General features: G+C 52.1%; 18 protein-coding genes. 14 read left to right on the top strand and 4 right to left on the bottom strand.

Going from position 1 to position 21251, the window contains the following annotated elements; genetic code table 11:
- Positions 1 to 336 precede the first annotated feature (336 nt).
- The 3 genes from DCW36_RS16530 to DCW36_RS16520 form a co-directional block, all read right to left on the bottom strand.
- Positions 337 to 714: a HEPN domain-containing protein gene (locus tag DCW36_RS16530; RefSeq protein ID WP_114783614.1), complete on the bottom strand. Its 378-nt coding sequence runs from the start codon at positions 712 to 714 to the stop codon at positions 337 to 339.
- Between the two features lie 47 nt (positions 715 to 761).
- Positions 762 to 4295, bottom strand: a complete 3534-nt coding sequence (nifJ, locus tag DCW36_RS16525) for a pyruvate:ferredoxin (flavodoxin) oxidoreductase (protein WP_240676213.1) — start codon at positions 4293 to 4295, stop codon at positions 762 to 764.
- 153 nt (positions 4296 to 4448) lie between these two features.
- Entirely contained in the window at positions 4449 to 4799 is a 351-nt protein-coding gene (locus DCW36_RS16520; protein WP_114783612.1) for a 4Fe-4S dicluster domain-containing protein, read from the bottom strand.
- Positions 4800 to 5067: 268 nt separating this feature from the next.
- On the opposite strand from DCW36_RS16520, the gene DCW36_RS16515 reads away from it, so the two are divergent.
- The 14 genes from DCW36_RS16515 (at position 5068) to DCW36_RS16455 (ending at position 18818) form a co-directional block, all read left to right on the top strand.
- Positions 5068 to 6921, top strand: a complete 1854-nt coding sequence (locus DCW36_RS16515) for a 2-oxoacid:acceptor oxidoreductase subunit alpha (RefSeq protein ID WP_114783610.1) — start codon at positions 5068 to 5070, stop codon at positions 6919 to 6921.
- 2 nt (positions 6922 to 6923) lie between these two features.
- Positions 6924 to 7937 (top strand): 2-oxoacid:ferredoxin oxidoreductase subunit beta, encoded by a 1014-nt coding sequence (locus tag DCW36_RS16510; RefSeq protein WP_114783608.1) that lies wholly within the window; start codon positions 6924 to 6926, stop codon positions 7935 to 7937.
- A 418-nt stretch (positions 7938 to 8355) separates the two neighbouring features.
- On the top strand, positions 8356 to 8706 hold the full coding sequence (locus DCW36_RS16505; protein ID WP_114783606.1) for an NADH-quinone oxidoreductase subunit A: 351 nt from the start codon (positions 8356 to 8358) through the stop codon (positions 8704 to 8706).
- Positions 8697 to 9281 (top strand): NADH-quinone oxidoreductase subunit B, encoded by a 585-nt coding sequence (locus tag DCW36_RS16500; protein ID WP_114783604.1) that lies wholly within the window; start codon positions 8697 to 8699, stop codon positions 9279 to 9281. The genes DCW36_RS16505 and DCW36_RS16500 overlap by 10 nt, the downstream gene beginning before the upstream one ends.
- Positions 9282 to 9292: 11 nt before the next feature.
- Positions 9293 to 9769, top strand: a complete 477-nt coding sequence (locus DCW36_RS22760; protein ID WP_205702958.1) for an NADH-quinone oxidoreductase subunit C — start codon at positions 9293 to 9295, stop codon at positions 9767 to 9769.
- A 6-nt stretch (positions 9770 to 9775) separates the two neighbouring features.
- Positions 9776 to 10897, top strand: a complete 1122-nt coding sequence (locus DCW36_RS16495; RefSeq protein ID WP_205702957.1) for an NADH-quinone oxidoreductase subunit D — start codon at positions 9776 to 9778, stop codon at positions 10895 to 10897.
- A 10-nt stretch (positions 10898 to 10907) separates the two neighbouring features.
- The gene (gene nuoH / locus DCW36_RS16490) at positions 10908 to 11972 is read left to right on the top strand and encodes an NADH-quinone oxidoreductase subunit NuoH (protein WP_114783602.1); all 1065 of its coding nucleotides are present in this window, start codon (positions 10908 to 10910) and stop codon (positions 11970 to 11972) included.
- Positions 11973 to 11977: 5 nt separating this feature from the next.
- Positions 11978 to 12454 carry a 4Fe-4S dicluster domain-containing protein gene (locus tag DCW36_RS16485; RefSeq protein ID WP_114783600.1) on the top strand — a complete coding sequence of 159 codons (477 nt, stop codon included), beginning with the start codon at positions 11978 to 11980 and terminating at the stop codon, positions 12452 to 12454.
- 3 nt (positions 12455 to 12457) lie between these two features.
- On the top strand, positions 12458 to 13105 hold the full coding sequence (locus DCW36_RS16480; protein WP_114783598.1) for an NADH-quinone oxidoreductase subunit J family protein: 648 nt from the start codon (positions 12458 to 12460) through the stop codon (positions 13103 to 13105).
- Between the two features lie 13 nt (positions 13106 to 13118).
- On the top strand, positions 13119 to 13436 hold the full coding sequence (nuoK, locus tag DCW36_RS16475; RefSeq protein WP_114783596.1) for an NADH-quinone oxidoreductase subunit NuoK: 318 nt from the start codon (positions 13119 to 13121) through the stop codon (positions 13434 to 13436).
- A gap of 11 nt (positions 13437 to 13447) precedes the next feature.
- A complete protein-coding gene (nuoL, locus tag DCW36_RS16470) occupies positions 13448 to 15370 on the top strand; it encodes an NADH-quinone oxidoreductase subunit L (RefSeq protein ID WP_114783594.1) in 1923 nt (640 codons plus the stop codon).
- A 9-nt stretch (positions 15371 to 15379) separates the two neighbouring features.
- A complete protein-coding gene (locus DCW36_RS16465; RefSeq protein ID WP_114783592.1) occupies positions 15380 to 16867 on the top strand; it encodes a complex I subunit 4 family protein in 1488 nt (495 codons plus the stop codon).
- A 193-nt stretch (positions 16868 to 17060) separates the two neighbouring features.
- Positions 17061 to 18488 (top strand): NADH-quinone oxidoreductase subunit N, encoded by a 1428-nt coding sequence (locus tag DCW36_RS16460; protein ID WP_114783590.1) that lies wholly within the window; start codon positions 17061 to 17063, stop codon positions 18486 to 18488.
- A gap of 6 nt (positions 18489 to 18494) precedes the next feature.
- Positions 18495 to 18818 carry a hypothetical protein gene (locus DCW36_RS16455; protein WP_114783588.1) on the top strand — a complete coding sequence of 108 codons (324 nt, stop codon included), beginning with the start codon at positions 18495 to 18497 and terminating at the stop codon, positions 18816 to 18818.
- 99 nt (positions 18819 to 18917) lie between these two features.
- On the opposite strand, the gene DCW36_RS16450 is transcribed toward DCW36_RS16455, so the two are convergent.
- Positions 18918 to 20864 carry a PAS domain-containing sensor histidine kinase gene (locus tag DCW36_RS16450; RefSeq protein ID WP_114783586.1) on the bottom strand — a complete coding sequence of 649 codons (1947 nt, stop codon included), beginning with the start codon at positions 20862 to 20864 and terminating at the stop codon, positions 18918 to 18920.
- Between the last annotated feature and the right edge of the window lie 387 nt (positions 20865 to 21251).

The raw sequence follows: 21251 nt of genomic DNA, 5'->3' as shown, positions 1-21251 counted from the left end.
ATATTTTGCCCTCAGATGTAAATCATCCCCCTGCCCCCTTCAAAGGGGGACAAAAAATGCCTGCGTAACATCAGTTACTTAAGAAGAAAATTTTCCTGTTTCGAAGCTAAACTGCAGGAAAAAGCTTGCTGCACCTGCTACCATTCCCTCTGCTGCTCATTGGAAAGGTTTCGTGAGCATATTAAAGGCCCAAAAAGTTTGCTGCACCTGCCACCACAGCCGCTGCTGCTGGCAAGCACACCATCGACACACTGCTTCGCTAACGAACACCCGCCTTCAGACACAAAAAAAGAGCTCCGGTAAACCGGAGCTCTTGCACATACCGGACCTGGGTGTTTATCCGATAATCTTCTCTTGTCTCAGAAAGGTTTCCAGTTTAGCAGAAACATCCAGACATTTACAGGCGTTTGGCGTGTCGTTACAAAATGCGGCGTTCAGGTTCTCTCCTTTGCAGTTAAAAGCAGCTAGATCTACCTGTTCAAAGCTTTTATTAATGGATTTACATTTTTGGAGGAGTTCATCCAGCGTGGTGTACCTGGAGGGGTCAAATTCATTTTGCAGAAGATACCCTTTCAGGAAGTTCTCGATAGAGGCTTGTGCATTTTTGCAAACCAGGTAAGTCACTAAATCCTTTTTAGGCCGGAAACTTTCTTCTTTAGCCCGGTTTAGCTTATCCAGTGCATCATCAAATAATATAGTGGCCTTGTCTTTCATATCGGTCTTATTTAAAGGTGAATACTTCTACAAAATCATTACAGGCTTTAACTGTTCTTTAACAGCTCCAGCTTCTCCCACCTGGCTTTCACTTCTTCCTGCGCGCGCTTCAGCAGCTCTTCCCCTACAGCCGCATCGTCCTGCACCACGCGGGTAAAGCGGGTTTCGTTGTACATAAATTCGCCTACCGGTACAACAGGCGGTTTGGAATCGAGCTTGAAGCGGCTGCCTTTCGGCTTGGAAGGATCGTAGCGGAAGAGCGGCCAGTAACCAGTTTCCACCGCTTTCTCCTGGTGCGACAGCCCGTCTTTGATATCGTAGCCATGTTCCCTGCAGTGGGAGTAGGCGATTATAATGGACGGTCCGGGATAGGCCGCAGCTTCTTCGATGGCTTTCAGGGTTTGTAAATCTTTGGCCCCGATCGCCACCTGCGCTACATACACGTTCTCGTAGGAAATGGCCTGCAGCGCCAGGCTCTTCTTGCCGGTGCGCTTGCCCGATACGGCAAACTTGGCGCTGGCGCCCAGTGGGGTAGCCTTAGAGGTTTGGCCGCCGGTGTTGGAGTACACTTCGGTATCGAGCACCAGGATGTTGATGTCTTCGCCGGAGGCCAGCACATGGTCTACACCGCCATAGCCAATGTCGTAGGCCCAGCCGTCGCCGCCTATCAGCCACACGGCTTTCTTGCGGAGGTACTCGGTCAGCTGGCTTAGTTTTACGGCGTCGGTGTTGCCAATGAGTTTGAGCATGGTTTTCAGCGTTTCGATGTCGGCAAACTTCTGGCTCTTCTCTGCTTCGGTTTGTTCCGGGTTATGCAGGATGGAGGCTACCAGCTCGCTGCCCACCAGGTGCTCTACCGATTTCAGCAGCTCAACGGCTATTTCCTGCTTTTTCGTGAGCGCCAGTCGCATGCCTAACCCGAACTCGGCATTATCTTCGAAGAGCGAATTTGCCCAGGCGGGGCCTCTGCCCGCTGCGTTTGTTTTGTAAGGCGTGGTGGGCAGGTTTCCGCCGAAAATGGAAGAACAACCGGTGGCATTGGCGATCAGGATACTGTCGCCGTACAGCTGGGTCAGCATTTTGATGTAAGGCGTTTCGCCGCAGCCGGAGCAGGCGCCTGAGAACTCGAACAGGGGCTCCAGGAACTGGCATCCTTTAACAGTAGAAACCTGCAGCTCTTCGCGGTTGAAGTACGGCAGGTTCACAAAGTAGTCCCAGTTGATGTTTTCGACCGTGTCTACCTCCAGTTTGCGGTGCATATTAATGGCTTTGGCGTTCTCCAGCGTTTTGCTTTTTGCCGGGCAGATATTTACACACAGATCGCAACCGGTACAATCTTCGGGCGACACCTGCAGGATGTAGGAATCGGTGGCGCTGTTAAAGGGGCGGCCGATGGCAGGCACAGCTCGGATGGAGGCAGGTGCATCGGCCAGGCTTTCCACGGGAACCACTTTGGCCCGGATAGCGGCATGCGGACAAATGACGACGCATTTGTTACACTGCGTACAGGCAAGGGCATCGTCCCACACTGGTATAAAATCGGCGATACCGCGTTTCTCGAACTGCGAGGTGCCGGTCGGGAAGGTGCCGTCTACCGGGAAAGCGCTTACCGGCAACTCCTCTCCATCTCCGGCCAGTATCTTGCCCAGCACATTTTTGACAAAGGCGTCGGCGTTTCCGGTGATGGTGGGTTTGAGCCCCCTGGTGCTGGTGGTCAGTTTTGGATAATCTACTTTCTGCAGGTTATCCAACGACATATCCACGGCATCGAAGTTCATCTTCACAATTCTGTCGCCTTTGTGGGAGTAAGATTTTACGATGGCATCTTTAATTTTCTGGATAGCCTCCTCTTTCGGCAGCACACCGGAAATAGCAAAGAAACAGGTCTGCAGCACGGTGTTGGTGCGGTTACCCAGGTTGGCTTCCAGCGCTACCCGGGTAGCATCTACTACATAAAAGTCGAGCTCTTTTTCTATGATTTCATCCTGCACCCGCTGCGGCAGTTCATCCCAGATTTCATCTTTGGAGAAAGGCGCGTTTAACAGGAAGGTGCCCCCTTGCTTCAGGTTCTTCAGAAGGTCGTACTTGTGAATGAAATTAAACTGGTGGCAGGCCAGGAAATCGGCGGTATCAATGAGATAAGTGGAGAAGATCGGCTCCATGCCGAAGCGCAGGTGCGATACAGTTTGCGCCCCTGCTTTTTTGGAATCATACACGAAATAGCCCTGCACATAATTATCGGTGGTTTCGCCGATAATCTTGATGGAGTTTTTGTTGGCGCCCACCGTTCCGTCCGATCCCAGGCCATAGAACAGGCAGTTGATGGTTGTTTTAAGCGCTTTGAATTCGGGGTTATACGGCAGACTGGTGTGGGTAACGTCGTCGTTGATGCCGATGGTGAAATGATTTTTCGGTTTGTCTTTCAGCAGCTCGTCGTAAATGGCCTTTACCATTGCCGGGTTAAATTCCTTGGAGGACAGGCCATACCGACCGCCCACGATTACCGGCATCTCGCGGTCGCTTTCGGCAAAAGCAGAAATCACGTCCAGGTACAACGGCTCGCCGATGCTTCCGGGTTCTTTCGTACGGTCGAGTACGGCTATTTTCCGGGCTGATTCCGGCAGCGCTTCCATAAAGTGCTTCAAGGAGAACGGCCTGTACAGCCGCACCACCAGCACCCCTACTTTTTCGCCCTGGTGCTGCAACACCTCTACAGTTTCCCGGACAGCTCCTTCGCCCGAGCCCATGATGATAATCACGCGTTCCGCTTCCGGATCACCGTAGTAATCAAACAGGTTATATTGCCTGCCAGTATACGCGTTGAATTCGTCCATCACGCCCTGCACAATGTCCGGCACTTTGGCATAATACAGGTTGGCGGCTTCCCGGGCCTGGAAGAAAACATCCGGGTTCTGGGAAGTGCCCCTGATCACGGGGTGGTCCGGGTCCAGCGACCGCTTTTTATGCTCCATGATCTTATCTTCGGGCATCATCTCCCGGATGATGTTATCGGGGATAGCATCGATTTTGGAAATTTCGTGGGAGGTACGGAAGCCGTCGAAGATATTCAGGAAAGGTACCCGGGCGTGTAAGGTAGCAACCTGCGAGACCAGGGCAAAGTCCATGGCCTCCTGCACACTTCCGCCAAAGAGCATGGCAAAACCGGTTTGCCTGGTGGCCATCACATCGGAGTGGTCGCCGAAGATGGAGAGCGCATGGGTAGCCACTGTGCGGGCGGCAACATGTATAACGGAAGGCAGCAGCTCCCCTGCTATTTTATACATGTTCGGAATCATCAGCAGCAGGCCCTGCGAAGCCGTAAAAGTAGTGGTCAGCGCTCCCGCCTGCAAGGAACCGTGCACGGCGCCTGCAGCACCGCCTTCACTCTGCATTTCTACGATCTTCGGAACGTTGTTCCAGATATTGGTCTGCCCTTCGGCACTGAAAACATCCACGTGTTCGCCCATCGGCGATGCGGGTGTAATCGGGTAAATAGCACAGACTTCGTTTGTTTTGTGCGCTACCAGGGCTACCGCCTCATTAGCATCGCAAATCAGCTTTGGGAAATTCTTTTTCATCATGAATTTTTATTGTGTGCACCCTTGAATCAGACAGGTAGGTACTAACAGGCCGGCACCTAAAAATTTCCAGGACCCCTGAAAACTTTCCGGCCTTCCGTTAATCCATAAAGAAGAGATGTTTGCAGCTACTAGGCAGTTGCGCCGGCATCAAAATCAGGAGCCGTGCATCCAGGCTTTCTTCTGCAGGAGCACATCTTCCGCTTCCTCCAGGCTGTCGTCTATAATGCAGCAGTCTACCGGGCAGACAGAGGCACACTGCGGCTTTTCATGAAAGCCTTTGCACTCGGTGCACTTGTCGGAAACAACAAAATAGAATTCATCTGATAGCGGTTCATTTTTAGCATCAGCGTCAATTTCTTCACCTGTAATTTTTGAAATCAACCCTTTTAAAGTGGTACCATCAGCGAACGACCATTCTTCGTCCGGTTCGTAAATCGCGTTGTTCGGGCATTTGGAAATGCAGGCATCGCAGTTGATGCAGTCGGATGTAATTATCAGTGCCATAACATGTTTTTTTTGATTAGACAGTATGAAGTTATACTTCCTTAAAATCATTAAATATGACAATGGTCACTGCTCCAGATGATTATGATCATTTTTAATTCTTGAAAAGAAATCTAGATTTGATCCACATGTAACTAATGATAGTTATTTTTTTCAACCGGCTGCTGGTGCGTATTACGTTCCAACAACTTCTGATTTTAATAACAAATAATTGTTAGTTACCCGAAACTACCACTTGTTTTCTCACCTCTAATATATAGCTCAAGTCATGATTACAGAGAAAGTTAAAATTGAACCTGAGGATCTGGAAACGGTGGTGGTCCGGTTTGTGGGGGATTCAGGCGACGGCATGCAGCTGACGGGAACGCAGTTTACCGATACTTCTGCCTTGTTTGGGAATGACATTGCTACTTTTCCGAATTACCCTTCTGAAATCAGGGCGCCCCAGGGCAGCCTGTGTGGCGTTTCAGGCTTTCAGGTGCACATCGGCAGCGTAGAGGTGAGCACGCCCGGCGACAGCGTGGACCTGCTGGTAGCCATGAACCCGGCCGGTTTGAAAGTGAACCTGCACGCCGTGAAGCCCGGCAGCACCATCATCGTAGATACCGATTCCTTTACCCGGAAGAACCTGGAGAAGGCAGCCTATGTTTCCAATCCGCTTCATGACGGCAGTCTGCAGAACTACAAGGTGATTGAAGTGGGCATGACTTCCCTGACCCGCGAAGCGCTGAAAGACGTGGAAGGGCTGGATAATGACATGATTACCCGAAGCAAAAACATGTTTGCCCTGGGCATGATCTACTGGCTCTACAGCCGCTCCACCGAGCATACCATCAGTTTTTTCAATAAGAAATTCAAGGCAAAACCCCACCTCATCGAGGCCAACACCAAAGTATTAAATGCAGGCTTCTACTATGCCGAGTCGCTGGAGCTTATCCCGAACAGTTACCGGATTTCTCCGGCCAGGATGCCGTCGGGCGCTTACCGTATTATCATGGGGAATACGGCTACGGCCTGGGGACTCTTAGCTGCTGCCGAAAAGTCGGGACTGGAATTGTTTTTAGGCTCCTACCCCATTACGCCTGCCACCGATATTTTACATGAGCTCGTCAAGCACAAGCATTTTGGCGTAAAAGCCTTCCAGGCCGAAGATGAGATTGCCGGTATAACATCGGCTATAGGCGCGTCTTTCGCCGGTGATTTAGCCGTAACCACTACCTCCGGTCCCGGGCTGGCGCTGAAAGGCGAAGCCATCGGACTGGCTGTGATGACGGAGTTGCCGCTGGTGATCATCAACGTGCAGCGCGGCGGCCCCTCCACCGGTTTGCCCACCAAAACAGAGCAATCGGACCTGCTGCAGGCCATGTACGGCCGCAACGGCGACAGCCCCGTGATTGTACTTGCTGCCAGCACCCCTGCCAACTGCTTCACTTATGCCTACGAGGCGGCACGGCTGGCGCTGGAGCACATGACTCCTGTTATCCTGCTCACCGACGGCTACATCGCCAACGGCTCCGCTCCCTGGCGCATCAAATCCGTAGCCGAAATGCCGCCGATCCATACACGCCGGGTAAAAGAAATCACCGAGAACGGAAGCCCCTTCGACCGGGACAAACAAACCTTAGCCCGCAACTGGGCGGTTCCGGGAACGCCTGGCCTGGAGCACCGGGTGGGTGGCCTGGAAAAAGACAGCGTATCGGGCAACGTGTCGCATGTGCCCGAGAACCACGAACGCATGACACACATCCGGGCCGAAAAAGTGAGGCGTGTAAAATACAACATCCCCTGCCTGAAAACAGAATTTGCCGACTCCGGCGATTTGCTGGTGGTGGGCTGGGGCGGCACCTACGGCGCACTGCATTCGGCTGTGAAACACATGCACAAGGAAGGCTACAGCAACATCGGACTGGCGCATTTCAATTACATCAATCCGCTGCCCAGGAACACCGCCAAGGTGCTGGCCAGGTTCAAAAGAATACTCGTCTGCGAACTTAACAACGGCCAGTTTGCCAGCCTCTTAAAAATGCACTTCCATAACCTGAAACTGTTGCAGTACAACAAAATACAGGGCCTGCCTTTCTCGAACGACGAACTCATTCAACAATTCAAACAACTGGTGTAACCATGGAAACGACAGCTGGTAAAGGATATACGTTTAAGGATTTTGCAAGCGACCAGGAAGTACGGTGGTGCCCCGGTTGCGACGATTACGTGGTGCTGCGGGCGATGCAGAAGGCGCTGCCGGAGATGAACGTGAAGAAGGAGGACGTGGTGTTCATTTCGGGCATCGGGTGCTCTTCGCGGTTTCCGTATTACATGGATACCTATGGCATGCACAGCATCCACGGCAGGGCGCCCGGCATTGCAACCGGCGTAAAACTGGCCAATCCCCACCTGAGCGTGTGGGTAATGACCGGCGACGGCGACTCCATGGCTATTGGCGGCAACCATTTTATTCATGCCCTCCGGCGGAACGTGGACCTGAACATTGTCATGTTCAACAACGAGATTTACGGCCTCACCAAAGGGCAGTTCTCGCCTACCACAGCGCTCGACAAGAAAACAAAGTCCTCCCCGTATGGGAACACACAACCACCTTTTTCGCCGGGCGAACTGGCTTTAGGCGCCAACGGTCGCTTTTTTGCCCGGATAGCAGGCAACAGTCCGAAAGAAATCATTCAGCTGCTCATGGAGGCGCACCAGTTTAAAGGAACCTCCCTGATAGAAGTGCTGCAGAACTGCGTCATTTTCAACAACGGCTGCTACGAGCACCTGACCAACAAAGAGGTAAAAGAAGATAAGCAGATTTTCCTGGAGCACGGCAAACCCATGCTTTTCGGGAAGAACAAGGAAAAAGGCCTGGTGCTGACCGGACTGAAACTGGAGGTGGTAACGATAGGCGAAAATGGCATCACACCGAACGAAGTCCTGGTGCACGATGCCAAAGAACCGGACCCTACGCTGCACCAGATGCTGGTCAGGCTGCACTACCCGCTGGTTACCGGCATTATCCGAAGCGTGGAAGACCTGACACTGGAAGAGCGGGAAGAAGCCCTGACAGCGCGCATCAAAGCCAAATCAGACTTCGCCAAAGCCGACGATCTGTTCTTCTCCGGCGCGACTTACCAGGTAAACTAAGGAGCAGTGGCTGTGGTGGCTGGTGCAGCAAAAAAAGTCCCCCTTTGAAGGGGGTAAGGGGGATGTTACACGGGCTGTGAAGGAATTTAAGCCACACTGCCAACACAATATGTTTTGTCTGCAGGTGAAAATCATCCCCCTACCCCCTTCAAAGGGGGACAAAAAACGGTCTGCACCAGCCACCATTGCCTCTGCTACTTAAAAAAATACCTGTATTAGCTGATTCGGATTTGCAATCCGAATCCCGGGAGCCGTCGGATTTGTAATCCGACTAAAAAGTACATAGCATATTTTGGGCACCAGAACCTCAGGCTACGGGGATTACAAATCCCCACTCAAAGGATTCGGATTGCAAATCCGAATCAGCAGGTTGAAAACTTGAAGCAATATTTTTTCAGCAATTAAAAGCACTAATAAAATGGGTTCAGAAGCATTGATCGTATTTTTTCTGGCAGGTGTGGCTTTGGTCGCAGGTGCAAACTTTATTTCGAACCTGATTTCGCATAAATCAGACAATCCGCAGAAGCGGGAGCCGTACGAGAGCGGCATGCCCACCATCGGGCCGACCTGGGTGCAGTTTAAGGTGGGCTATTATTTGTTCGCCATCCTGTTCCTGATTTTTGATGTGGAGGTGGCCTTCCTGTTTCCGTGGGCGGTTGTGTTCAAAGATGTGGGCGCCTTGGCCTTCGTCGAAATACTCATTTTCCTGTCGATACTCGGATTAGGTTTAGCATATGCATGGAAGAAAGGAGCACTCAAATGGAAGTAACTTGTACCAACTCACCCGCCGGAAGCACCCCCACTGCGATACCGGCCGACTTTCCGGGAGACGTTATTCCGGCAGGAAACGGGGCCAATATCCTCGTCACTTCCCTGGACAAGATCATTAACTGGGGACGCGCCAACTCGCTGTGGTCGCTTTACTTTGGCACCAGCTGCTGTGCCATCGAAATGATGCAGACAGGCGCTGCCCGTCACGATTATGCCAGGTTCGGTTTCGAGGTGGCCCGCCCTTCGCCCCGGCAAGCCGACCTGATCGTGATAGCGGGTACCATTACCAACAAGATGGCCCCGGTGCTGCGCCGTCTCTACGACCAGATGGCGGAACCCAAATACGTGATTGCCATGGGCGCCTGCGCCATCTCCGGCGGCCCCTTCTTTTACAACTCCTACTCGGTGGTAAAAGGAGCCGACCACATTATCCCGGTCGATGTGTACGTGCCCGGTTGCCCGCCCCGCCCCGAAGCCCTGCTGGAGGGCATGCTGAAGCTGCAGGACAAGATCCGCACCGAAAGCATTAAACATAAAAAGAATCCGATCGAAGGTTTTGATGAAGGCTTTTAAGACTGAAGGCAATGACGAACGAAGCACTACAGTATGTAATAAGCGACTGGTTCCCGGAACCCGAAGCCGTGAAGCTGCAATTCACGCAGGAAGGGACGCAGTTTCTGACTGTCAGCATCGAGGCTGATAACCTGCACGAGCTGATGTGGCTGCTCAAGCATAACAAGGAAACCTGTTTCGACTACCTCTTCTGCCTCACCGGCGTGGACTGGGGCAAAGAGCTGGGCGTGGTCTACCACCTGGAGTCGACGGTGCACCGGCACATCGTGGTAGTAAAGGTAAACACCACCGACCGGGATACCCCCTGCTTCGACACGGTTTCGGATATCTGGCCAACGGCTGAGTTTCACGAACGGGAAGTGTACGATTTTTTTGGGATACAATTCCACAACCACCCCAACCTGAAGAAGCTTTTTCTGCCCGAAGAATGGGAAGGCTTCCCGCTCCGGAAAGATTATGCAGACGACGTGAACATGATTGTAAAGTAAAGGACCATGGAAACAGCTATCCTAAAAAGCCCCTTCAAGTCGGAAGAATACTTTGTGAACATGGGCCCGCAGCACCCTGCTACCCACGGCGTGCTGCGCCTCCTGCTCACCATCGACGGGGAAGTCATCAAAAAAGTGGAACCGGACCTGGGCTACATCCACCGCTCCATCGAAAAAATGTGCGAGCGCGACAGCTACCAGCAAATCATCCATTTAACCGACCGGCTGGATTACCTGTCTGCGCACATCAACAACGAAGCCGTTTGCCTGGCCGTGGAAAATGCGCTGGAGCTGGAGGTGCCGGAGCGCGTAAAAGTTATCCGGACCATCCTGGATGAGCTCACCCGCATTGCCTCCCACTGCCTCTGGTGGGGCGTGATGGGCATGGACGTTGGCGCCCTCACCACCTACTTCTACGGCTTCCGGGACCGGGAACTCATCAACGACATTTTCGAGGAAACCTGCGGCGCACGGCTAACCATGAACTACAATGTGCCTGGTGGTTTGCGACACGACATTCACCCCAACTTCGTGAAAAGGGTGAAGGATTTTGTAGCCCATTTCAAAACAAAACTACCCGAATACGACCGCCTGCTGACCGGCAACATCATCTTCCAGAAAAGAACCAAAGGCGTCGGGGTGTTAAGCAAAGAAGACGCTATTGCCTACGGCGCTTCCGGCCCGGTTGGCCGCGGTTCGGGCTACTCCTGCGACGTCAGAATCCACCACCCCTATAGCGCCCTGCACAAGGTAAACTTTAACGAAGCGCTCCAAACGGCAGGCGATGCTTTCGCCCGTTACCAGGTCCGGATACAGGAGATGTGGGAGTCGCTGTCCATCATCGAGCAATTGATAGACGACATACCGGAGGGCGCTATACAGGTGGCGACAGATGCGGTGATTAAACTGCCGAAAGGGGAATTCTACCAGAAAGTGGAAACGGCCCGGGGAGAGCTGGGTGTGTTCATCATCAGCACCGGCACCAAAAACCCGTACCGGCTTAAACTGCGCTCTCCCGGACTTTCGAACCTCTCGCTGCTGAACCACATAACCGTGGGAAGTAAAATAGGCGACCTGGTAGCCGCTATGGCAACGCTCGATCTTGTAATACCTGATATAGACCGATAACGACAAGGCGATGAATATACCTTTAAACATCTCAGGACCGCTACACAACTGGCTCTTTGCCATCCTGCCACCGGCTGCGGCGGGCATTTTCGAAATGGTCATTATGGCACTGGTCTACCTGGCTATTTTTGCAGTTGCCGGTTTGTTCCTGGTTTTACTTGAACGGAAAGTGGCCGCCTGGTTCCAGCTGCGGCTAGGCCCGAACCGGGTGGGTTATTTTGGCCTGATGCAAACCATGGCCGATGCGCTCAAACTGGTGTCGAAAGAACTGACCGGAACCGAAAAAGCAGATAAGTTTCTCTACAACCTGGCGCCCTACTTTGTCATCATCACGGCCCTGATGGCCCTGGCCGTTATTCCGTTCTCCAGCGGCTTCCAGGCATTCGACATCAACATCGGGGTGTTCTTCATCATCGCCCTCTCCTCTATCGGGGTGATCGGAATTTTGCTGGCAGGCTGGAGCAGCAACAACAAGTTTGCCATGATCGGGGCCATGCGCAGCGGCGTGCAAACCATCAGCTACGAACTGTCCGTTGGCCTGTCGCTCTTAACCATGATCCTGCTGACCGGCACGCCACAGCTTTCGGGTATTGTGGAGGTTCAGAAAAACGGCTGGCTGATTGTGCAGGGGCATATTCCCGCCCTGATTGCTTTTATGATTTACATGATTGCCGGCACCGCCGAAACCAATCGCGCACCCTTCGACCTGGTAGAAGCGGAGTCGGAGCTGGGAGCCGGTTTCCATACCGAGTACTCCGGGATGAAATTCGCCTACTTCTTCCTGGCCGAGTTCATCAACATGTTCATCATTGCGGCAGTGGCCGTTACCGTTTTCTTCGGCGCCTGGCTGTCGCCTTTCGGCATCACGGAGTCAATCCCCTGGTTGGGCGTGTTCTGGTTCCTGGCCAAAACGCTGGCGATCGTGTTCCTGATGATGTGGTTCCGCTGGACCTTCCCCCGCCTGCGCGTTGATCAGCTGCTGAAGCTGGAATGGAAATACCTGCTTCCGCTCAACCTGATGAACATTGTGTTGATGGCTTTAATTGTCTGGCTGAACTTAACAATTCAATTCTAGGAGCTATGAGTTACTTCGGAGAAATCTATCACGGCATCAAAACACTGCTTACCGGCATGGGTGTAACCGGCAGGTACTTCCTGACTTCCGGGAAAGGCGCCATCACGCAGCAGTACCCCGACAACCGCGACACGCTGCAGATGTTCGACCGCTTCCGTGGCGAAGTGGTGATGCTGCACGACGAGAACAACGAGCACAGCTGCACCGGCTGCCAGAAATGCGAACTGGCCTGCCCCAACGGCAGCATCGAAATTATCTGGGATCGCGGTGTGGATGCGGAGACCGGTAAAAAGAAAAAATTTATCGAGAAGCACATCTACCACTACGGCATGTGTACCCAGTGCGGCCTGTGCGTGGACGCCTGTCCGTCCAACGCCATTGTCTGGGCACAGAACTTTGAAAATTCAGTGTACGACAGGGCCGAACTTACCAGGGTGTTAAACAAACCGGGCTCTAAGGTTAGAGCCGGTGTAGAGGAATAAGCTATGGAAAAGATCATTTTTTACGCATTAGCACTGATCATGGTCGGCTCCGCGATCGCATCGGTTAGCAGCCGCAAAATGCTGCGCTCGGTTATTTACCTGCTCTTCGTGCTGATCGGGGTGGCGGGGCTGTATTTTATGGCCGACTACAACTTCCTGGCCGCGATTCAGCTGACGGTGTATGCGGGGGGTATCATCGTGCTCATTATCTTCTCGGTGCTGCTGGTGCACCACATCGACATGGAGCTGGAAGTGGTTAAAAAGTCGAAGCGGGTATTGGCTGCCCTCACCTGCCTGGCCGGTCTGGCTGTCTTCCTGACTACCATTTATTCGCATCCTTTTGCAGCCGCGCAAACTGCTGTAACCACCACAACCGCCGACATCGGCATGAAGCTCCTGAGCTACGGCGAGGGCGGCTTTATTCTGCCCTTCGAGGTGATCAGCGTGCTCCTGCTGGCAGCCATGATAGGCGCCATCGCCATAGCCAAAGGTGGCAAAGTGGGCGACGGTGGCAGAGTCGTGAAAGAACACATCGAGCACACAACGCCTGCGAAAGCAGACAAAGCGGAGAAAATAACCGTGTATCCGCTCGAAAAGGAACCTGCTGTTGCAGAACCAGAGACAGCGCTTTTAGAAGAAACAACAAACTAAAAAAGGCAAGATTATGATACCCGGCATCAGCATCACCGAAATCCTGACACTGTCCACGATCCTGTTCTTTATCGGGATTTACGGATTTATTACCCGCACCAACCTCATTTCAATTTTGATTTCAGTAGAGCTCATATTAAATGCCTCTGTCATCAATTTCGTGATGATCAATAAGTACCTCTACCCCGACATCCTGCAGGGTGTGCTTTACGCGCTGTTTATCATTGCCGTGGCAGCGGCCGAAACGGCCCTGGCAGTGGCGATCATTTTCAACCTGTACAAGCAGACCAGCTCGGTAGAGGTGAAGGAAACCGAAACAATGAAGTTCTAAACGATGGATTTATGCAAACAGCTTATCTACTTCTGATTCCGCTAATTCCCCTGCTCGTTTTCCTGGTGCTCGGGATCTTTAACAAGCGCATTAAACCGGCTGTTTCCGGGTACATCGGGGTGGCAGGGCTGGCCGCGGCCACCATGCTTTCCTGTTTCGCCGCCTTCCAGTACTTTTTTGTAGCGGACAAAGTAAACGGCGCTTACCAGACCTTTATTCAAAAAACAGCCTGGATGCAGTTTACCGACACGCTGCAGGTGGATATGGGCATTTTTATTGATCCTATTTCCGTAATGATGCTCGTTGTAGTCTCCACCATTTCGCTGATGGTACACATTTACAGCAGAGGCTACATGAAAGGCGACGCAGGTTACACCAAGTTCTTTGCCTTCCTGTCGCTCTTTACCTTCTCGATGTATGGACTGGTGCTGGCTACCAACCTGTTCCAGATCTACATTTTCTGGGAGCTGGTGGGCGTTTCGTCTTTCCTGCTCATTGGCTACTACTACACCAAAACATCGGCGGTGGCTGCTGCCAAAAAAGCTTTCATCGTCACCCGCTTTGCCGACTTCGGTTTCCTGGTTGGCATCCTGATCATCGGCTACTACACCGGCACCTTCGATTTTGAAGCGCTGAACAACCCTGCGGGCAGTGCCATCCAGAACTGGGCCTTTACCTCCACCTTTATGGGCCTGTCTGCCATCACCTGGGCGCTGATCCTGATCTTTATGGGGGGTGCCGGTAAGTCGGCCATGTTCCCGCTGCACATCTGGCTGCCGGACGCCATGGAAGGCCCCACACCAGTTTCGGCCCTGATCCATGCCGCCACCATGGTGGTAGCCGGTGTGTATCTGGTGGCCCGGTTATTCCCGATGTTCCTCTTTGTGGATGATGGCTTTGTCCTGCAAGTCGTTGCCTATGTAGGCGCCTTCTCCTCTTTGTTTGCAGCCGTTATCGCCCTCACGCAAACCGATATCAAGCGCGTGCTGGCCTTTTCCACGATGTCGCAGATTGGCTACATGATGATGGCACTGGGCGTATCCGGTTTCGACGGGCACGAAGGGGTAGGTTATATGGCTTCCATGTTCCACCTCTTTACCCACGCCATGTTCAAGGCCCTGCTGTTCCTGGGTGCCGGCGCCGTGATTCATGCCGTGCACAGCAATTACCTGCAGGACATGGGCGGCCTGCGCAAGTATATGCCTGTCACGAACTTTACTTTCCTGGTAGCAGCCCTGGCCATAGCAGGCGTGCCGCCACTGGCCGGCTTCTGGAGTAAAGACGAAATACTGGTGGCCGCTTATGAAAACAGCCCGCTCCTTTACGGTATTGGCGTGGTCGTTGCCGGGCTGACGGCTTTTTACATGTTCCGGCTGTACTTCGGCATCTTCTGGGGCAAAAATACCCGGTATGCGCACACACCACACGAGGCGCCTTTGTCCATGACCATTCCGCTGGTCCTCCTGGCCTTCTTCACGTCGGTGGTTGGTTTCATTCCGTTCAGCCGGTTTGTAACAGCCGATAAAATGGGTTTTGAAGCACATTTAAACTATCCGCTCGCAGCCATTGCGGTCGCGGTTGGCGCAGCAGGCATTCTGCTGGCCTGGCTGTTCTACAAAACCGAAAACGACCTCTCCGACAGGTTTGCCCATGCCTTCGGCAGCCTGTACCTCTGGACCAGCCATAAGTTTTACTTCGACGAGCTGTACCTGTTCATCACCCGGAATATCATCTTCCGGTACATCTCCGCCCCCATCGCCTTTTTCGATAAAAAGTTTGTGGACGGCACCATGGAAGGGATCGGGAATAAAACGGTGCTGCTCTCCCGGAAAATAATGAGCGTGCAATCCGGTAAAGTGCAGGATTATGCCTTTGGGTTTATCGGCGGGGTGGTCCTGCTGGCGGCGGTGTTTATTTACTTGTGGACTTTTTAACTGACTGACATGGACATATTATCACTTTTCGTCTTGGTTCCGGTGCTTGTGGTGGCCTTGCTGGCGCTCACCACCGGATTAAAACAGGCCCGCCTGGTAGCGCTGGCCGGAGGCCTGCTGCAGTTTGGCATGGCGGTAAACCTGCTCTTTGCTTACCTGCAGGAACGGGCTGTGAACGATGCCATCTTTGTTTTTACCCGCGACATCGTCTGGTTTAAGCAACTCAACATTCATTACAGCATCGGGGTAGATGGTATTTCGGTGGCCCTCCTCCTGCTCACCGCCATCATTTTACTCGCCGGGATTTTTATTTCCTGGAAAATAGACGATCTGCCGAAAGAGTTTTTCATTTCGCTGCTGGTGCTGGCGACCGGGGTGTACGGGTTCTTTATTTCCATCGACCTGTTCACCATGTTCCTCTTTTATGAAATTGCGGTAATCCCGATGTACCTGCTCATTGGCATCTGGGGCTCCGGACCTAAAGAATATTCGGCCATGAAACTGACGCTGATGCTGATGGGTGCTTCTGCGGTGCTGCTGGTTGGCATCCTGGGCATCTACTTCAACTCCATTGCCGGCGGCGGCGCGCTCACCTTCAACATCCTGGAAATTGCCAACGTGAACATTCCGTACGAGGCGCAGCTCCTGTTCTTCCCGCTGACCTTTGTGGGTTTTGCGGTGCTGGGGGCTTTGTTCCCCTTCCACACCTGGTCCCCCGACGGCCACGCCTCTGCGCCTACGGCCGTATCGATGCTGCACGCCGGGGTGCTGATGAAGCTGGGAGGTTACGGGGTGTTCCGGGTGGCCATGTTCCTGTTACCGGCCGGTGCGCTGGAATGGTCCTGGTTCTTTATCATTCTTTCTGCCATTGGGGTTATCTATGGCGCCTTTGCTGCCATCCGGCAAACCGACCTGAAATACATCAATGCTTATTCTTCGGTGAGTCACCTGGGCATGGTGCTGTTTGCTTTGCTTATGCTGAACAAAACCGCCTGGAACGGGGCCATCCTGCAGTCTTTATCGCATGGATTTATGACGGCCCTTTTCTTTGCCCTGATCGGCATGATCTACTCCCGCACCCACACCCGCGACATCACCAGACTGGGCGGCCTATTAAAGGTCATCCCGTTCATATCGGCCATTTACGTCATCGCCGGACTTGCATCGTTAGGCTTGCCCGGGTTCAGCGGCTTCGTAGCTGAGATGAACATTTTTGTCGGCTCCTTTCAGCAGGAAGGGCTGTTTCACCGGGTAGCTACCCTTGTGTCGGTTTCGGCTATCGTGGTAACGGCTGTTTACATTCTGCGCGTGGTAGGCATTATGCTGATGGGCCCCGTGAAGAACGAAGAATTCCTGGACCTGCCGCAGGCCACCTGGTACGAAACCACCGGCATCCTGCTGCTGCTGCTTCCGATTGTAGGCATCGGGGTGGCGCCGCTCTGGTTAAGCGATATGATTTTGAAAAGTATTCAGCCTTTCATTCAGGCGGTGTTATAACCTACTGATGTTACGCAGGCCGATGCCATTGTCCCCCTTTGAAGGGGGTTGGGGGATGACTTACACCTGCGAACAAACTACTTGCTGTACTAGTTTTTTCTTCAGCACGCACATCATCCCCCTTACCCCCTTTCAAAGGGGAACTTTTCTCCTGATATATAATATCGTAACAAAAACCTTAACAGCTACTCCCATGGATTTGAACAGTTTCTTTCTGATGCGGCACGAACTATTACTGTTAGTAATCATCCTGCTCTTTGTAACCGCCGAAATCGTTATTCCCAGAAAGAAGAAAGGCAGCACCGTGCACCTGGCCATTTTGCTTTTCGGTCTCCACACCGCCCTTGGCTTTCTGACGCTGGAAGAAAGCAGCCTGTTTGGCGGCATGTTTCGCACCAACAGCCTCATTCATTTCTTTAAAAATGTGCTCAACATCGGGGTACTGATTCTCCTGCTGCAGTCGGCGGACTGGCTGCAGAAAAAGATAGAAAAGCAGAACCGGGGCACTGAGTTCTTTACGCTGCTGTTCTGCTCGCTGCTGGGCATGTACTTCATGATATCTGCCGGCGACTTCCTGATGTTCTACATCGGCCTGGAACTGTCTACCCTGCCGGTGGCCGCCCTGGCTGCTTATGAAATCATGAAACGAAAGTCGAGCGAAGCGGGTATCAAGCTGATCTTTTCGGCAGGCCTGGCTTCGGGTGTTTCGTTGTTCGGTATTTCGATGCTGTATGCCACCACCGGCTCCATTTACTTCCAGGATGTCATCCAGGTGATCACCACCACCAACCTGACGGTGCTGGGCTTCGTGCTGTTTTTTGCCGGGCTGGCCTTTAAAATTTCGCTGGTGCCCTTCCACTTCTGGACGGCTGATGTGTACGAAGGCGCGCCCATCAGCGTGGCCTCTTACCTGTCGGTTATCTCGAAAGGCGCGGCGGCTTTCATTCTCATGATCCTGCTGTTTACGGTCCTGAAGCCACTGATGCAGGTCTGGGAAAACCTGATTTATGTACTTGCCCTGGCGACCATGTTTACCGGTAACTTGTTTGCCCTGCGCCAGCACAACATGAAGCGCTTCCTGGCATTCTCCTCTATTGCGCAGGCAGGCTTTATTTTACTTGGTTTGATTACGGGCACGCAGCTGGGCACGGCCACCGTAGTGTATTTTGTGATGATCTACATTTTCTCGAACCTCGCGGCATTCGGGGTGGTACAGGCCATCTCCCAGAAAACCGGGAAAGAAAATATAGTTGATTACGAAGGTCTTTACAGAACCAACCCACGGTTAAGCCTGGTCATGCTGCTGGCGCTTTTCTCGCTGGCCGGTATTCCGCCTGTAGCAGGTTTCTTCGGGAAGTTCTTCCTCTTTACAGCTGCCGCCAGCGAAGGCTATTACCTGCTGGTGTTCCTGGCCGTGGTAAACGTGACCATCTCGCTCTACTACTACCTGCTGGTGGTACGGGCCATATTCCTCCGGCGGGGCGATAACCCTGTTCCGCATTTCAGCAACCAGCTGTACATGCGGCTAGGCCTGGCCTTTACCGTGATTGGCATCCTGGTGTTAGGGCTTTACAGTCCGCTGTACGATTACATTTATGAACTTAGTGGTGTTTTTAACTAAAACGTTATGGCAATAGACGGAAAACATACCTTTGGCAGCATCGGCGAAACCAGGGTAACTTTTGTGGAGAAAAAAGCTGACGAAAACCGCAAAGCCTTTTTAAAAGACCTGCTGGAGCACAACGGTTTTGAGGTGGTAATTGAGGAGGAAAAACGAAAGTCCGAAGCAGATCCGCTGTGCTACACCGTGGCCGTAACCGACATGGTTTTCAACCCCGCGATCTATGTATTTGAACGCCGGCTCAGGACCTTCGACGGCCGCAGGGTGACGCAGGACTACTGGCTGCAGAAAACAGATGACACCCGGCCTCAGTACTGGCGCAGCCGGTAAGGATTACTACATTTTCAGACTGGGCCGCGGTGCGGTCCAGGCTAAAAAGTTTTCTGCACCTGCCACCACAGCCTCTGCTGTTCATTAAATACATATCAGCTAAACCGCCTGCTTCCCCTGCTTAAAATACACCCGGAACGTAGATCCTACCCCAACCTTACTATCCACCAGGATACTGTCTCCGGAATTGTTCAGAATTCTTTTCACCAGGTACAAGCCGATACCGGAACCTTCCACATGGTCATGGGCCCGTTTAAATAACGAAAAGATTTTATGTACCTGGTTCGGTGCAATACCTAACCCGTTGTCAGCCACCGATAATACAAAGTCGCCGGAACCCGAGAAAGAAGTGCCCACCTTTACCGTTGGCCTCCGTTGCGGATCGGTATATTTAATGGCATTGGATACGAGGTTAAACAAAATGCTTCGCAGGTTCTTGCGCGGGTACTGCAGTTCTTCAAACGCCAGCACATCAAGTGTTATTTCAGCATTACTCCTGCTGATCAGCGGCGCCAGGTTTTCTTTTACCTCCTCGAGCAAAGCCGGTATGTTCACACTTTCAGCTACTGCTTTATCGTTATGCAATCTGGTAACATCAGACAGATCCGCAATTACATTCTTCAGCGTGCCAACCGTGTTCTGCATGAGCAGCAGCAGATCCTGGTGTTTCGCTTTCTCCATACCCATGTCTTCTTCCAGGGCAATAAGCAAACCCTCCAGGTTGGTGATCGGGGCTTTCAGATCGTGCGAGGCGGCATAAACGAAATTATCCAGTTCGTTATTGATCTTGATTAACTCGTTATTCTTCAGCATCAACTCTTCGTTGCGGCGGCGTTCCGTTAAATCGCGGGTGATTTTGGCAAAACCAAGTAACCGTTTATCGGAATTGTAAACCGGCGTAATGATCACGTTCGCCCAGAAAGCCGTACCGTCTTTTCGGATGCGCCAGCCTTCATCCTCGAAATGGCCAATTTCTACCGCTTTTTTCATTTCAAACTGCGGAAACCGCTTCTCGATGGCTTCGCGCGAATAAAAAACGGAAAAGTGTTTGCCGATGATCTCCTTGGCGGTGTAGCCTTTTATGCGCTGTGCCCCTGTGTTCCAGCTCAAAATAATGCCCTCCGGATTCAACATCAGGATGGCATAATCTTTTACACTGTCTACCAGCAGGCGGCTTTTTTCTTCACTTTCTTTTAATTCTTCATGCAAGCGGAACAGCTGGTGCTCCATCTTGAGCTTATCCGTAAGATCGCGGGTAATTTTAGAAAACCCCAGCAGTTCCTTGTCAGCATTATAAATGGCTGTTAATACGGTGTTGGCCCAGAAGGCAGTACCATCTTTCCGGTAGCGCCAGCCACTATCCTCGAAGCTGCCATTGGCTTTTGCCTGACTAAGCTCATACTCCGGAAAATTCTGCATCACGGATTCACGGCTGTAAAATTTAGCAAAGTATTTTCCAATGATTTCATGCGCTTCATAGCCTTTCATCCTCCTGGCGCCTTCGTTCCAGGTGGCAACATTTCCGGCAGGGTCGAGCATAAAAATGGCATAGTCCGAAACACCTTCTATCAGGAGCCGGAATCTTTCTTCACTTGCCTTCAGATCGTCGTAGGCCCTGAACAGATCGTCCTCTGCCTTTTTCCGGTCCGACAGGTCCCGCGTGATCACGGAATACCCCGTCAGTTCTTTTTCGTTGTTGTAAAGTGGTGTCAGGAGCACACTGGCCCAGAAAACGGACCCGTCTTTTTTTACCCGCCAGCCTTCGTCTTCAAATTTTCCGCGTGCCTTGGCTTCTGCAAGCACTTTAGAGGGGCAATCGTTTGCCTTATCCTGGAAAGTATAGAACAGCGAGAAGTGCTTTCCGATAATTTCTTTTGCCTGGTATTGTATTATTTGCCTGGCCCCGGCATTCCAGGTAAGCACATGACCTGTAGGGTCCAGTAAAAAAATGGCGTACTCGGTTACGGTCTCAATTAATAACTGGTACTGGTTTTGAGTTGCTTCCTCAGGGCTAATACACGAAACAACTGCTGGCTCTTGCTCCATACTGAATTTATAATGCTAAACTACACGATGCAGGTAACTGGTCAGGCCGGGGCCATAGCTGACCAGGTAGAATACCCTTCGTTTTAAAAGAAAAAGCGTGGCCCCACGTAAGGCATACGGATAAAAATACAAATTAGCTGGAAAATACCGGCACGCTTTCCCGAAAACAACTACCACTAAGGAAGCAAATTTGCCAACACTGCATTGTTAGTTGCCTGCCATCGGGGCCGGAAAGGGCGATTTTAGCGCATTCAGCAGCATTTTTTCAGCGTACGGCCAGCTACCACGCCACTTCCCGCATCAAGTAACACTTGTTTACGTAATCAAATAAACCAAATGCTTTTACAGCGCAAATACAATTTTAATTAATTAAATTGATAAGAGGAG

It is taken from the genome of Botryobacter ruber, assembly GCF_003347595.2.
GTDB lineage: Bacteria > Bacteroidota > Bacteroidia > Cytophagales > Hymenobacteraceae > Pontibacter > Pontibacter ruber_A.
This window is presented reverse-complemented; position numbering and strand designations above follow the sequence as displayed.

Bases quoted from the DNA above. Each gene is read 5' to 3' on its own strand.
- nuoL (WP_114783594.1), top strand. From the start codon at position 13,448: ATGCAAACAGCTTATCTACTTCTGATTCCGCTAATTCCCCTGCTCGTT.
- nuoH (WP_114783602.1), top strand. From the start codon at position 10,908: ATGAATATACCTTTAAACATCTCAGGACCGCTACACAACTGGCTCTTT.
- DCW36_RS16465 (WP_114783592.1), top strand. From the start codon at position 15,380: ATGGACATATTATCACTTTTCGTCTTGGTTCCGGTGCTTGTGGTGGCC.
- nifJ (WP_240676213.1), bottom strand. From the start codon at position 4,295: ATGATGAAAAAGAATTTCCCAAAGCTGATTTGCGATGCTAATGAGGCG.
- DCW36_RS16460 (WP_114783590.1), top strand. From the start codon at position 17,061: ATGGATTTGAACAGTTTCTTTCTGATGCGGCACGAACTATTACTGTTA.
- DCW36_RS16530 (WP_114783614.1), bottom strand. From the start codon at position 714: ATGAAAGACAAGGCCACTATATTATTTGATGATGCACTGGATAAGCTA.
- DCW36_RS22760 (WP_205702958.1), top strand. From the start codon at position 9,293: ATGACGAACGAAGCACTACAGTATGTAATAAGCGACTGGTTCCCGGAA.
- DCW36_RS16515 (WP_114783610.1), top strand. From the start codon at position 5,068: ATGATTACAGAGAAAGTTAAAATTGAACCTGAGGATCTGGAAACGGTG.
- DCW36_RS16480 (WP_114783598.1), top strand. From the start codon at position 12,458: ATGGAAAAGATCATTTTTTACGCATTAGCACTGATCATGGTCGGCTCC.
- DCW36_RS16520 (WP_114783612.1), bottom strand. From the start codon at position 4,799: ATGGCACTGATAATTACATCCGACTGCATCAACTGCGATGCCTGCATT.
- DCW36_RS16450 (WP_114783586.1), bottom strand. From the start codon at position 20,864: ATGGAGCAAGAGCCAGCAGTTGTTTCGTGTATTAGCCCTGAGGAAGCA.
- DCW36_RS16495 (WP_205702957.1), top strand. From the start codon at position 9,776: ATGGAAACAGCTATCCTAAAAAGCCCCTTCAAGTCGGAAGAATACTTT.
- DCW36_RS16485 (WP_114783600.1), top strand. From the start codon at position 11,978: ATGAGTTACTTCGGAGAAATCTATCACGGCATCAAAACACTGCTTACC.
- DCW36_RS16455 (WP_114783588.1), top strand. From the start codon at position 18,495: ATGGCAATAGACGGAAAACATACCTTTGGCAGCATCGGCGAAACCAGG.
- DCW36_RS16500 (WP_114783604.1), top strand. From the start codon at position 8,697: ATGGAAGTAACTTGTACCAACTCACCCGCCGGAAGCACCCCCACTGCG.
- DCW36_RS16505 (WP_114783606.1), top strand. From the start codon at position 8,356: ATGGGTTCAGAAGCATTGATCGTATTTTTTCTGGCAGGTGTGGCTTTG.
- nuoK (WP_114783596.1), top strand. From the start codon at position 13,119: ATGATACCCGGCATCAGCATCACCGAAATCCTGACACTGTCCACGATC.
- DCW36_RS16510 (WP_114783608.1), top strand. From the start codon at position 6,924: ATGGAAACGACAGCTGGTAAAGGATATACGTTTAAGGATTTTGCAAGC.